Origin of the sequence: Novosphingobium guangzhouense (assembly GCF_002896965.1) — a bacterium.
Classification (GTDB): domain Bacteria; phylum Pseudomonadota; class Alphaproteobacteria; order Sphingomonadales; family Sphingomonadaceae; genus Novosphingobium; species Novosphingobium guangzhouense.
In genome coordinates this window covers 36336-49266 of sequence record NZ_LYMM01000045.1, presented here as the reverse complement: position 1 = coordinate 49266, position 12931 = coordinate 36336, and the positions used below count along the sequence as shown (strand labels likewise).

At 66.1% G+C, this 12931-nt stretch carries 10 protein-coding genes; 3 read left to right on the top strand and 7 right to left on the bottom strand.

Features of this window, described 5'->3' with window-relative positions; genetic code table 11:
• Positions 1 to 266: 266 nt before the first annotated feature.
• Positions 267 to 620, bottom strand: coding sequence for a cupin domain-containing protein (locus A8V01_RS17015; protein WP_103097193.1), 354 nt, complete (start codon positions 618 to 620; stop codon positions 267 to 269).
• Positions 621 to 955: 335 nt separating this feature from the next.
• On the opposite strand from A8V01_RS17015, the gene A8V01_RS17010 reads away from it, so the two are divergent.
• Together A8V01_RS17010 and A8V01_RS17005 are read left to right on the top strand one after the other, a co-directional pair.
• The gene (locus A8V01_RS17010; protein WP_103097179.1) at positions 956 to 3856 is read left to right on the top strand and encodes a TonB-dependent receptor; all 2901 of its coding nucleotides are present in this window, start codon (positions 956 to 958) and stop codon (positions 3854 to 3856) included.
• 76 nt (positions 3857 to 3932) lie between these two features.
• Positions 3933 to 4943, top strand: a complete 1011-nt coding sequence (locus A8V01_RS17005; RefSeq protein WP_103097177.1) for an alpha/beta hydrolase — start codon at positions 3933 to 3935, stop codon at positions 4941 to 4943.
• Between the two features lie 19 nt (positions 4944 to 4962).
• Here the strand turns inward: A8V01_RS17005 and A8V01_RS17000 are convergent, their stop codons facing one another.
• The 6 genes from A8V01_RS17000 to A8V01_RS16975 are packed head-to-tail and all read right to left on the bottom strand — an operon-like array spanning position 4963 to position 11760.
• Positions 4963 to 5790, bottom strand: coding sequence for an aldose 1-epimerase (locus A8V01_RS17000; protein ID WP_103097175.1), 828 nt, complete (start codon positions 5788 to 5790; stop codon positions 4963 to 4965).
• A complete protein-coding gene (locus A8V01_RS16995) occupies positions 5787 to 7235 on the bottom strand; it encodes a sugar porter family MFS transporter (RefSeq protein WP_245892665.1) in 1449 nt (482 codons plus the stop codon). The genes A8V01_RS17000 and A8V01_RS16995 overlap by 4 nt, the downstream gene beginning before the upstream one ends.
• 42 nt (positions 7236 to 7277) lie before the next feature.
• Positions 7278 to 8168 carry an SMP-30/gluconolactonase/LRE family protein gene (locus A8V01_RS16990; RefSeq protein ID WP_103097173.1) on the bottom strand — a complete coding sequence of 297 codons (891 nt, stop codon included), beginning with the start codon at positions 8166 to 8168 and terminating at the stop codon, positions 7278 to 7280.
• Positions 8152 to 8943, bottom strand: coding sequence for a D-xylose 1-dehydrogenase (gene xylB / locus A8V01_RS16985; RefSeq protein WP_103097171.1), 792 nt, complete (start codon positions 8941 to 8943; stop codon positions 8152 to 8154). Before xylB ends, A8V01_RS16990 begins: the two co-directional genes overlap by 17 nt.
• 28 nt (positions 8944 to 8971) lie before the next feature.
• Positions 8972 to 10111: a fumarylacetoacetate hydrolase family protein gene (locus A8V01_RS16980; protein WP_103097169.1), complete on the bottom strand. Its 1140-nt coding sequence runs from the start codon at positions 10109 to 10111 to the stop codon at positions 8972 to 8974.
• Between the two features lie 14 nt (positions 10112 to 10125).
• Positions 10126 to 11760 (bottom strand): family 43 glycosylhydrolase, encoded by a 1635-nt coding sequence (locus tag A8V01_RS16975; protein ID WP_103097168.1) that lies wholly within the window; start codon positions 11758 to 11760, stop codon positions 10126 to 10128.
• Positions 11761 to 11872: 112 nt separating this feature from the next.
• Between A8V01_RS16975 and A8V01_RS16970 the strand changes: the two genes are divergently transcribed.
• Positions 11873 to 12907 (top strand): substrate-binding domain-containing protein, encoded by a 1035-nt coding sequence (locus A8V01_RS16970; protein ID WP_103097189.1) that lies wholly within the window; start codon positions 11873 to 11875, stop codon positions 12905 to 12907.
• Positions 12908 to 12931: the final 24 nt, after the last annotated feature.

Genomic DNA, 12931 nt, shown 5'->3' with positions numbered 1-12931 from the left:
ATGACCGACGTCAGGGTTCGCGTCTTGAGCGGCCATGGGTCATCCGGGATAGGACATCCGATGTCCCGCCGTATGTCGCAGGATCAGGCAGATGCCACCTTTCCAGAAGCCGAGAGGACGGTCCGGGTCTTCGAACGAACGCGTGGGGTGCGTGATCACGGCTTTTGAAACCGCATCCCGGCCCACGACGCCGACCCGATACACCGGGGCGACGTGTACCTCGTCACCCCGGATGCTGGGCCATATAGCCTATATGGTTATAAATGTCAAGGTTTCACGGGCGGGTTCGGATAGGCGATCACCAGCGAAAGCGGTTCATCACCGCGCTGCCAGATGCCCACCACGGCACCGTCGTAAAGGTAGGCCGTCATGCCCGGGGTCAGCTTCGCCCGCTTGCCATCGGACAGCACTTCGCCCTGGCCTGAAAGTACGTAGTAAACTTCGTCATGCGCGATGGGATGTTCGCCGATGGCGGCACCCTTGTGCAGCACGCGGCGACGGAATTCCATGGTGCGTGGCGGCGGCGCGGCGTCGGAAATACGATAGGCGGTGCTCATCCCGATTGCACCGTGCGGAGGGGCCTCGTCGCGCACGGTGTCGCGCTCATCGATCACCGCCATCGGTGGCGCCGCCGCCGCTGCAATGCTTTGCGCATTCACTCCAAGTATCAGATATATAAGCAGAAATACGAATTTTTGCGCGCCGTTTTTCATGGCCGATCTCCCGTGAGCAGAGGTTCTTGACACCGCGACCTCACTGCTGCACATATTGATGACACCGGTTACCAAGGATCGCAAGGATGATCTTCGGAGCGGGTGCGGCGATTTTGGAGGTCGTCTGAGGTGCTCCTTACAGGGGCGGGAGTAGAGGTGCCGGAACAATGCGCGCGTTAGCCGCGCTTCCTTCTGACACCGGTATCATTATTGGCCCGATGGGGTCGTGAGGGGATGTTGCCATGCGCCAGCATGTTACCGGAATTTCGCTTTTGAAGGCTGCCCTGTTTGCGGGCAGCGCACTCGTTTCCTCGGCGGCGATGGCGCAGGATGCGGCGCCCGCACAGCAGGACGCGACCGATGTGGCTGCGCCTGCGCCTGCGCCTGCGGATGAGGCCGCCAGTGCCAACGACATCATCGTCACCGGTTTCCGCCAGTCGCTGCAGGCCGCGCTCAACGTGAAGCGCGATTCGATCTCGGCGGTCGATGCAGTCGTGGCCGAGGACATGGCCAAGTTCCCCGATCAGAACCTTGCCGAATCGCTGCAGCGCATTCCCGGCATCTCGATTCAGAAGGACGGCGGCGAAGGTCGTGCGATCACCGTTCGCGGCCTGGGCGCGCAGTTCACCCGCGTGCGCGTGAACGGTCTGGAAACGATCGCAACCAGTTCCGACGGCGCTTCGGCCAACCGTGACCGCGCGTTCGACTTCAACGTCTTCGCCTCGGAACTGTTCAGCAGCCTCGTCGTCCACAAGACTGCAGAAGCCAGCCTCGACGAAGGTTCGCTGGGCGCGGTGGTCGATCTCAACACCGGCAACCCGCTGGCGGGCAAGAAGGGCCTGACCGCCGTTCTCAACGTCCAGGGTTCGTACAACGACCTGTCCGAAAACGTTGGTCCGCGCATCGCCGGCCTGCTGTCCTGGCGCAACGATGCGGGCACGTTCGGCGTCAATCTTTCGGCCGCTTATTCGCACACCGACACGATCGAAAGCGGCAACAACTCCGTCCGCTGGTCGCAGGCCTATTTCAATTCGGTCAACGGCAATCCGTGCTTCTATTCGGACGTCGGGCCGAGCGGCGGCAACCCGGTCAGCAGCGGCGGTGGCTACCGTCCTTCGGCATCGTGCGATGAGGCTGCGCTTTCGTTCCACCCGCGCATTCCGCGCTACGGCGTGGTCGAGCACGACCGCCGCCGTCTTGGCCTGACCGGCTCGATCCAGTTCGAGCTCAGCGACAAGACCAAGTTCTCGATCGACGGGCTCTATTCCTCGTTCAAGGAAACCCGTGCCGAACAGTGGCTTGAAGTGCTTGCCCGTTCGAACGAGCGCCGCTTCGACGTGGTGGACCCGGTCTACGACGACAACGGCAACATGGTCAGCGCGACCTTCAATAACGCCTATGTCCGCACCGAAAGCTACCTGCGCAAGTCGGAAACCGAGTTCTGGCAGGTCGGCGCGACCTGGGACCAGGAGATCAGCGACACCTTCCGCTTCACTGCGCTGGGCGGCATGTCGCAGTCGAACGCGGACATCCCGGTCGAGACGACTTTCGCCTACGACAACAAAAACGCCAACGGCTTCAGCTACGACTATTCTGACATGAAGTCGCCGGTACTGAGCTATGGCCTCGACGTTACCGATCCGGCGAACTTCCAGCTCGCTGAAATCCGCGATCGTCCTTCGTATGTGAAGAACAAGTTCAAGACCGCGCAGCTGCGTACCGAGTGGGACATGACCGATGGTCTCACGGTGAAGGCGGGCGCGGTGTGGCGTCGCTATGACTTCCGCACCCAGCTGTTCCAGCGCGACACGGCGGCTTGCGGCGCCAACGGCACGCAGGACCTGATCCTTGGCACCGTGACCTGTTCGTCCAGCGTCTACGGCCTGCCGGTGACTTCGGACATCTCGCAGCTGATCAACCTTGGCGATGCCGGCCAGCCGAGCGGCACCACCAACCAGTGGCTGGTGGCCGATATCGCCAAGGCGGCCGCCTACACCAACCTCTACGGCCGCACCGCGGTGGAGGATCTGGGCAACAACCGTCAGGTGCGCGAGACGACTTCGGGCGGCTACGTGCAGTTCGACGTGAAGGGTGAGATCTTCGGCCTCGAATACGCGGGCAACGCGGGCATGCGCTATGCCCACACCAACCAGGTTTCCACCGGCTACACGGCGGGCATCGCCAAGACCGTCGAGCGCAGCTACGACGACTGGCTGCCGGCGATGAACCTGGCGTTCTACCCGCACCGCGACGTGATCCTACGCGGCGCCATCGCTAAGGTCATCACCCGTCCTTCGCTGGGCAACCTGAATCCGGGCGGTTCGGTGGACGGCTTCAACTACCGCATCACCTTCGGCAACCCCGAACTCAAGCCCTATCGCGCGACCAACTTCGACCTTTCGGTCGAATGGTACTTCGCTCCGCAGGCGCTGTTCTCGGTGGCCGGCTTCGTGAAGAAGATCGAGAGCTTCCCGGTTGCCGGCTCGTATGAATCGACGCTGCCTGCGATGGGCTTCGACCGTTCGGTCCTTGGCGCCAGCACGCCCGCGTACATCAATTATGATCCCAACCAGGTCTATGTGGTGTCGACGCAGGTGAACGGCGAAGGTGCGACGCTGAAGGGCGTGGAAATCGCGCTGCAGATGCCCTTCACCTTCCTGCCGGGCATCCTCAGCCACACCGGCTTCCAGGGCAACGCCACCTTCATCGACAGCGATGCGGACTACACCATCACCGGTCCTGCCGTTTCGGCCTGCACCCGTAACGCAACCACCAACGCGTGCGGCCTGAGCGGCGTCTCGCAGATCTACAACCAGACGCTGCTGGGTGTGTCGAAGAAGGCATGGAACGCCACGCTGTACTACGACGACGGCAAGTTCTCGATCCGTGGTTCGGTCAGCTATCGCGGTCCGTTCGTGGATGCCACCAGCGCCACGGGCAACATCTTCGAAGGTTACGGTTCGTACACCAGCGTCGATGCAGCGATCCGCTACAAGGCGACCGAATGGCTGGAGCTGTCGATCGACGGCAACAACCTGACGGACGAGTATCGCTATCGCTTCAACGACGTCTACGCGACGCGCAGCTACGAAAACAATCACTTCGGGCGCACGATCCTGTTCGGCGCGCGCGCGAAGATCTGATCTCCTCCACTAAGGCGGGGTTCGCGGGCTTCGGCCCGCGGACCCCGCTCCTTTTTGTTTCCCATGGGAGCCTGATGTGGATTTCGATCGCAGAACCCTGATCGCAGGCTCTCTTGCCGCTGCCGGCCTTGCCGCAAGAGCCCCAAGTCCAGCCAACGCGCAGACGCCGCCGCCCGCCGCTTCCAAAGCGCTGCCGCCCGGCCTGCCGCAGCCGACCGAAACCATCGATCTGTGGCCCAAGGGCGTCCCCGCGCGCCTTAAGGCGTCGCTGACCGAGACGGTGGACGAGCGTTCGACCGATGCCCTTGTCACCGACCGCGCGGTCTATGGGATCACCCGTCCGCGCATGGCGGTGTTCCGTCCCGACCGGCCAAACGGTGCGGCGGTGATGATCACACCGGGCGGTGGCTATCGCTGGATCGTGGTCGACAAGGAAGGCTATGAGATCGCCCGCTGGCTGACCGCGCGCGGCTTCACTGCCTTCGTCCTGTTCTACCGCCTGCCGGGCGAGGGCTGGTCGAGCGGCCCGGATACCTCGCTGGCCGACGCGCAGCGCGCCATGCGCCTGATCCGCCACCGCGCGAAGGACTTCGCCATCGATCCCGAACGCGTCGCGGCGATGGGCTTTTCCGCAGGAGGGCACCTCTGCGCCGATCTTGGTGCGCGGTTCGCCGCCAAGGTCTACGAGCCCGTGGATGCGGCCGATGCGCTCTCTGCCAAGCCGTTCTGCGCCGCGCCGATCTATCCGGTGGTGAGCATGGAGCCCGCGATCGCCCATGCCGGATCGCGCAATCTGCTGCTTGGCCCTTCGCCGACGGCCGAGCTTGAGGCCGCGCATTCGCCCGACCGCGTGGTGCCGGCCGATGCGCCGCCGCATTTCCTTGTCCATGCAGAGGACGACGATGTCGTGCCTGCGGAGAACTCCGTGCGCCTGCGCGCAGCGCTCAAGGCCCGCAAGGTGCCGGTGGAAGCGCACTTCTTCGCCAATGGCGGTCACGGCTTCGGCCTGCGCCGCGCGATCGGCAAGCCGGTGGAGATCTGGCCGGAGATGTGGCGCGCCTGGGCGCGGACCGTCGGGTTCGGGTAATCCCGCGAGGGGGCAGGCGCTACGCCCGCACCACCATCGTCATGGCCAGCGTTTCATCGGGCTCCAGCGCGGTCATGCCGCCCTCCGCCCGCCCGAAAGCATCGGGCATCGCCGTGGTGGGCTCGATGCACATGAAATCCTCTCCCGGCGGGGCGTAGAGGTGCACGAACCCGGCCTGGGGCGCGGTCACTTTGACGGTTCCCAGCCGCGCTTCACCCTGCCAGCCGAACCAGCAGTTGTCGGTGAGCATCACCGGATCGGGCACCGCTCCGCCTGCGAAGTCTCCGAAGGTATCGGCAGGTGCGGTAACGCTGGGGATCATCCGCGCGTCGCTCAGCCAGACCCCTTGCGCGGCGAAGGTCACCTGCGCACCGGGTTCGCGTACGAAGTAGGGGTGCTGGCCCAGCGCGCAGGGCATGGCGCGGTCTGACCGGTTTACGACCTCCAGCGTCACATGCAGGGCGCCGTCTTCCAGCACGAAAGTCTGCGTCGCCATCCAGTCCCAGGGCCAGTGCGCGTCGGCCGCATGGATGCAGGCAAGCACGGCGCGGTCGGTATCTTCGGCGCGGACCATCCACGGCATGATCCAGCCAAGGCCGTGGATCGGGTGCTCGAAGCCCGCGACGTTCTGGGGCACGGCGTAATCCTCTCCGGCGAAGGAGAATCGCCCGTCGGCGATGCGGTTGGCGTAAGGCACCAGCGGGAAGCAGGCGGCGTCCAGCGGGCTTTCGGCGGCCGCAGAAGTCGGGCGCAGGATATCCCTGCCCCCGACCGCGAAGGAGCCGATCGATCCGCCCAGATGCGGCAGCAGCGTGGCTTCGCTGCTGCCCGAACGCAGCTGGATCAAGCCGCCATCTCCTCAAGCGTGCGGCCGCGCGTCTCGGTGACCATGGCACGTACGAAGAAGAACGAGAGGAACGCGCTCAACGCATAGAACCCGTAAGTCAACGGCAGGCCAAGCCCGGCGGCCATCGCCGGGAAGCTGACCGAGATACCGAAATTGGCGATCCACTGGGCAAAGCCCGATACCGCCAGTGCGGAGCCGCGAATCTGGTTGGGGAACATTTCTCCCAGCATCACCCACATGACCGGCCCCCAGCTGACGTTGAAGAACACCACATAGGCGTTGGCCGCGATCAGCGCTACCGTGCCGGTCTGGTCGGAAAGGGTCAGGTGGCCGTCCACGAAGCTGCCGCTGGCAAAGCACACCGCCATCGTGCCCAGCGTCACTGCCATGCCCGCAGAGCCCACCAGCAGCAGCGGCTTGCGGCCCAGCTTGTCGATCAGCAGCACGGTGACAAGGCAGGCCAGGATCGAAAGCGTGCCCGACAGGATGTTGATCAGCAGCGCATCGCTTTCGGAAAAGCCGACCGACTGCCACAGCACCGCGCCGTAATAGAACACGATGTTGATGCCGACCAGCTGCTGGAACACGGCAAGGCCGATGCCCGCCCAGACCAGCTTGCGCAGGCGGCCGGTGGCAGGGTCCTTGAGGTCGGCGAAGCTGGGGCGGTGGTGGTCGGCTGCGATGGCAAGCAGGCTGGCACGGATGTCGGCGATCATCTTGGCGGCGGTTTCCGCGCCGAAGATGCGGGTAAGCACCGCCTGCGCCTCTGCCTCGCGCCCGCAGGCGACAAGGAAGCGCGGGCTTTCCGGGATCAGGAACAGCGCCACAAGGTAGATCACGGCCGGGATCACCTGCATCCAGAACATCCAGCGCCAGGCGGGCAGGTCAAGCCACAGCGGGTCGGTGCTGGACCCTGCATGGCGCGCCAGTGCCCAGTTGGCCACGAAAGCGCCGGTCAGGCCGGTGATGATCATGATCTGCTGCAGGCTGGAAAGCCGTCCGCGGATTGATGCGGGAGTGACTTCGCTGATGTAGACCGGCGCCAGCACGCTTGCCGCGCCGACGCCGACGCCGCCGATGAAGCGGGCGATGATGAACAGCAGCGAACTTGTTGCCGCGCCCGCGCCCAGTGCGCTGACGACGAACAGCGCCGCGCCGATCATCATCACGCTGCGGCGGCCCCAGACGTCGGCGAGGCGACCCGCCACGAAAGCGCCCACTGCGCAGCCCAGCAGGATCGCGCCCACGTTGAGCCCGGTGCCCAGTGCGGAAAGGTCGAAGGCGCTCTCCAGCCCGTCCTGCGTGCCGTTGATGACCCCGCTGTCGTACCCGAACATGAAGCCGCCGATCGTCGCCACTGCCACGATCATGGCGACGAAGGCCATGTTGACCTTGCCGCCGTACTCCACACCAGAAGGCGCGCCGCCCATGTCTATCGCCGCCATTCGTTTACATCCTCTATGCTTGTTCTTGTCGTTACGGCCCGCTCAGGCTGTGGGGTATCCCGGCGGGAGGCCCGGCACCGCCAACGTGAAGGTGAAAAGGTCTCCGGCGTGGGGTTGTGCCGCCAGTTCGGCCGCTGACAACCCCTTGCGCGCGGTTGTCGCATAGACCGTGGTGAGGTCCGCGCCGCCGAAGGCGATCTTGGTGACATTGGCGACCGGGAACTCCACCCGGCCCAGAAATTCGCCATCGGGGGCAAACCGCGCGACGCCCCAGCCGCCGAACAGGCCGACCCAGACGATGCCCGCGCTGTCCACCACTGGTCCGTCGGGATAGCCCATGCCCTCCGGCAAGCGGGCGAAGAGCCGTGCCTCGCCGGGGTGCCCGTCTGCGCCGATCTGCGCCGACAGGATCACCCGTTCCAGCGTGTCGACGAGATAGACGGTGCTGCCATCGGGCGAAAAGGCGGGTCCGTTGGTGATGACCATCGGGTCCGGGGACAGGGCGGTGCAGGCACCGGCGTGCAGGCGGTAATAGCCGCCGCTCGGCGCTTCCTCGGCGTTGTCCATGGTGCCCAGCCATACCGATCCGTCCGGGTGGACAGCGGCGTCATTCAGGCGGTTGCCGGGCAGGTCAGGCTCTACCGCGTGGAGCAGCGCGAAAGCGTTGTCCTCGAAGCGGTGCACACCCGATTGCGCCCCTACCAGCAGTGCGCCGTCGGCCAGCGGGATCACCCAGCCGGGCTCCTCGGGTGCGTCGATGGTCTCCAGCGCGCCAACGGACGGATCGAAGCGGTGGAGCTTGTGGCCCTTGATGTCCACGAACCACAGCCAGCCGCGCGCGGCGTCCCACATCGGGCCTTCACCCAGCGTCGCGCCGACCCTGCAGGCAACCTGCGGTGTCATGGAAAGCGTCATCTCAGCGCCAGCCGGCATCGACGAAATACTCGTGGCCCGTGCACATCCGCGCATCGTCGGAGGCGAGGAACAGCGCCAGCGCCGCCACGTCGGCAGGCTGGACGCGGGACTTGAGGCACTGCGCATCAAGGATCTCGCGCTCGCCCTCGGGAGTGTACCACTTTTCCTGCCGGGGGGTCTGGACGTTGCCGGGCACGATCGCGCAGACGCGGATATTCCGCTCGCCCAGTTCGCGGGCCATGGCGCGGGTCATCCCCTCGATCGCGGCCTTGGCGGTCTGGTAGAGCGAGAGCTGATCGAGCGCGAGGTGCCAGCTGATCGACCCGAAGTTCAGGATCACGCCGCCGCCGGCCGCCTCCATGAAGGGAACGGCGGCCTGCGCGGCGAAGAACAGGTGGCGCAGGTTCACCGCCATGCGGTCTTCCCAGTATTCCGGCGTCACTTCTTCCAGCGCGTGCCGGTCGTCGTTGGCGGCGTTGTTGACCAGTACGTCGAGCCCGCCAAGCGCGGCGTGCGCGGCAGCGACCTGCCCCTTCACGAAGTCGAGATCGCGAAGGTCGCCTGCCACGAAGCGGGGGGTGAACTCCACCGCGCCGTCAAGGCTGGCGACGAGCGCCTCCGAAGGGCCGGCAGCGATGTCGACGAAGAACACTTTCGCGCCCTGCCGCGCGAACGCCTCGACCAGCGCGGCGCCGATGCCGGAGCCGCCGCCCGAAACGAACACCCCCTTGCCCGCGAGCGAGGGAAAGCGCGCAGTCTGGACGGCGGGAGAGGGGGTGGTGGTGGTCAACATGATGGTCCTTGAAAGCCGAAAGAAGAGGTCAGGCGACCGCGTGCGCGGCGGTCTTGAGCAGCCCGCGCGCGGCGAGGTTGCGGTAAAGGGCGGTGATGCCGGTTTCCCATGGCGGCGCCTCGCCGGACGTGGCGACGGTGTTGACCAGCGTGCCGAGCCGGTCGCTGGAAATCGCCACGACGTCCCCGATCCGGTGGGTGAAGCCGCGCCCCGGCGCCTCACGGTCCTGCGTCGGCGCGAACAGCGTGCCCAGGAACAGCACGACGCCGTCGGGGTACTGGTGCTCGGAGAAGCACTGGTGCAGCAGGTCGAGCGGCGGACGGCTGATTTCCGACATGCGGCTTTCGCCTACGAGCAGGAACCCGTCGCGCCCCTCGATCCGCAGCAGGACTTCGGCGTTCTCCACGTCGGCCATCGTGTAGCCTGCGTCGAACAGGCGCACGAAGGGGCCGATCGCGCAGCTGGCGTTGTTGTCCTTCGCCTTGCCGAGCAGCAGGGCGGAGCGCCCTTCGAAATCGCGCAAGTTGACGTCGTTGCCCAGCGTGGCGCCCACGGCCTTGCCGCGCGCGTCGGACAGGATGACGATTTCGGGCTCGGGGTTGTTCCAGTCCGAATCCGAACGCACGCCGATCGTCGCGCCCGTGCCCACGGTGGAGAGCACCGGTGCCTTGGTGAAGACTTCCGCGTCCGGCCCGATCGCGACTTCAAGGTACTGCGACCACATGCCGTCCTCGATCAGTGCGGCCTTGAGCGCTGCCGCTTCGGCGGTGCCGGGCCCGACCGAGCGGATCGAGCCGCCGATGCGTTCTTCCAGCCCGCCGCGCACCGCCTGCGCCTTGGCGGCATCGCCGCGTGCGCGTTCCTCGATCACGCGTTCCAGCGCCGATACGGCGAAAGTGACGCCTGCCGCCTTGACGCACTGCAGGTCGATCGGGCTGAGCAGGGTGGCTCCGGCCAGAACGTCCTTGGCCGCACCAAGCGCCTTGCCCTGCGCGGGGTCGAAGGCGGCCGCGTCGACAAGGTCGGCAACGGTCGGGGCCACGCGGCTCATGTCATATACCGTGCCGCCGCTCAGCAGCACGGGGGTCGGCCCTTCACCAAGGTCGATGCGGCCAAGGAACAGGCCGTCCTTCCAGTCGGCGGGGAGCATGGAGAGAGTGTCGGTCATCGCGATATGTCCCTTCAGAGCGCGCGGAACTTGAAATTGCTGAAGCGGGCCTCACCTTGTCCCGCCGAGTAGAGCCCCGGCCGCAGCATCAGGAAGCCGCCGCGCACATTATGATGATACCCTGAGACTTCCATGCCCCGGTCGAAGCGCTTCCACGTCTTGCCGCCGTCACCGCTGGTGTGGAACGACACGATATGGCGGTCGTTGCGCACCCGCATCAGCATCTTGCGGCCGTGGTAGTTGGCGGGGCGCCCACGCTCGATACCGTACTGGTGCGTCACGAACTTGGCCGCGTCGAAGCCGAGGCCGCAGTAGAGTTGCTGGTCGTAGAACAGCAGCAGCCCTGCGGTGACGCCGGGGTCGATGTCGATCTCGCAGCTGAATTCGTAAGCCTGATCGCCCGCGATCAGCAGCAGCGGCGATGAATCGACCGGGGCCTTGCCGGTGGCGGTCAGATGCAGGGTGTTGTTTGCCACCCGCGCGCGGTCGCGCTCGGTGGGAGAGGGTTTGAAGAAGTTCCAGCGGCGGCCGATCTCCAGCGTCGAGAAATCGTCCGACAGCGGCAACCCGTGCGGCCCCGCCTTGCGTCCGCCCCTGGGGGCGCGGATCGGCTTCGACAGGTCGCCGCCTTCCATGCGGAACCAGCCGTCCGCGGTCCAGCTGATCGGATCGAGCAGGGTCTGGCGGCCCAGCGTCCAGAAGTCCTTTTCATAGCCGTGGTAGACCGACCACCAGTCTCCGCCCGGCCCTTCGAAAAGGGTGGCGTGGCCGCGCGACCACCAGGCTTCGGACAGGTCGGTGGTGCGCACGATCGGGTTGTGCGGGCAGTTTTCCCAAGGGCCGTGGATCGACTTCGAGCGCGCGGCGATGACCATGTGCCCGGTCGGCGGACCGGCGGTGCCGCCCACGGCCGTGACCAGGTAGAAATACTCACCGCGTCGCACGATCTTGGGGCCTTCGGGCGAGAACCCCTCGACGTCCCAGTCCTCCGGATAGTGCCAGGGATCGTAGACGTGCTCCACCGCGCCCACGGTGGAGAGGCCGTCCTCAGACAGCCGGATGCGGTCGCCGCCCGAAAGGAACAGCCAGCGCGAACCGTCCTCGCCTACGGCGTGGCCGGGGTCGATGTGATCGGGCAGGCCGAGGCTGACGGGCTCGCTCCACGGGCCTTCGGCCTTGTCCGCCCAGACGACGTATTGCGCGTTGGGCGTAGCCTTGACCGTGAAATAGATGAAGAAACGGCCGTTGTGCTTGCTGATGTCCGGCGCCCAGACCGAGCCGAGGTTCTTCGTCAGCGCCGCAGTCAGGGGCCGCCAGTTGATCAGGTCGGCCGAATGCCACACGACCAGCCCCGGATAGGAATCGAAGGTCGAGAAGGTCATGTAATAGTCCTTCCCGTCCCGCACGATCGTCGGGTCGGGATGGTCGCCCGCCATCAGCGGGTTGAGGTACGTGCCGTTGCCCTGATCGGGGATGCGCTGGTCATCGAACCCGCGACGATACTTCGAGGCACCGGCGGAGGGCTTGGCAGCCGACGATGCAGCTGCCGTGGCAGCGCTTGCACTGCCGGCCAGCGCCCCCAGCGATGCTGCGCCGCCTGCTGCGCCCAGCGCTGCCGTGAACAGGGCCTCTCGGCGGTCGAACTTCATGCCTCTCTCCGGTTTGATCTGATTTATGCTAGCGCTATCATTTGTACCGGGGCTGTCAATGAAAATTGCAGGAATGCTTGATCGTGCCAGCGCAGGCCATACAAGCCTAGCGATGCAAGAAATCCCTGCAAGACCGCGCGAAGGCGACCCGACGATAGAGGATGTTGCCGCCGCCGCCGGGGTGTCGATCCGCACCGTTTCGCGCGTGCTCAACAAGTCGCCCAAGGTGAATGCCGAGACGCGCGCCCGGATCGAGGCGGCGATCGCCGCGCTCAACTTCCGGCCGAGCGCACGGGCGCGGGCGCTGGCGATGCGGCGCTCCTTCCTGATCGGGCTGATCCACAACGATCGCAATGCGCTGGTGCTCGATTCCATCCAGCGCGGCGTCGTCGCCCTGACCGCGCCGCGCGGCTACGAGGTGATCGTCCACCCCACCCCGCTGGAGGCCGAAGCGGCGATCCGTGACGTGCTGGGCTTCGTCGAACGATCGCGCGTGGATGGGCTGGTGATCCTGCCGCCGGTCTCGGGCGTACCGGGTCTGGCAGAGGCTCTGGCCGAAGCGCAAGTACCGGTGGCGGCGCTGTCCGCTGTGCCGATCGCGGGCTTTGCCGATGTCATCGTCAGCGAGGAGCGGGCGGCGGGCGCGCAAGTCGCGCGGCACCTGCTCGATCTGGGGCACCGGCGGCTGGGCATCGTCAATGGGCCTGCCGACACCGCTTCCGCCATGGAGCGCCGCGCGGGGTTCATCGAGGAAGCAATGCGGGGCGGGGCCAGCGTGGCCGAAGCGCCGGGCGACTACGATTTTGCCTCGGGCGTGGCAGGGGCAGAGCAACTGCTGGCGCAGGCAAACCGGCCGACCGGCATCTTCGCGGCGAACGACATCATGGCGGCGGGCGTGCTCAAGGCTGCAGCGACGCGGGGCATTGCGGTGCCCGCCGGGCTGTCGGTGGTCGGCTTCGACGGCAGCCTGGTGACGCGGATGCTGAGCCCGGCGCTGACTTCGGTGCTGCGCCCCTTTGGCGACATGGCGGCGGCAGCGGCGGAACGGCTTATCGCCAGGATCGAGGGAGGGGAGGCGCCGCAACCCTTCGACGTGGAATTGCGCGTAGTGGCGGCGGAATCGACGGGACCGGCGCCGGATTTCTGACCGACGCCGATTTTCTGACCGACG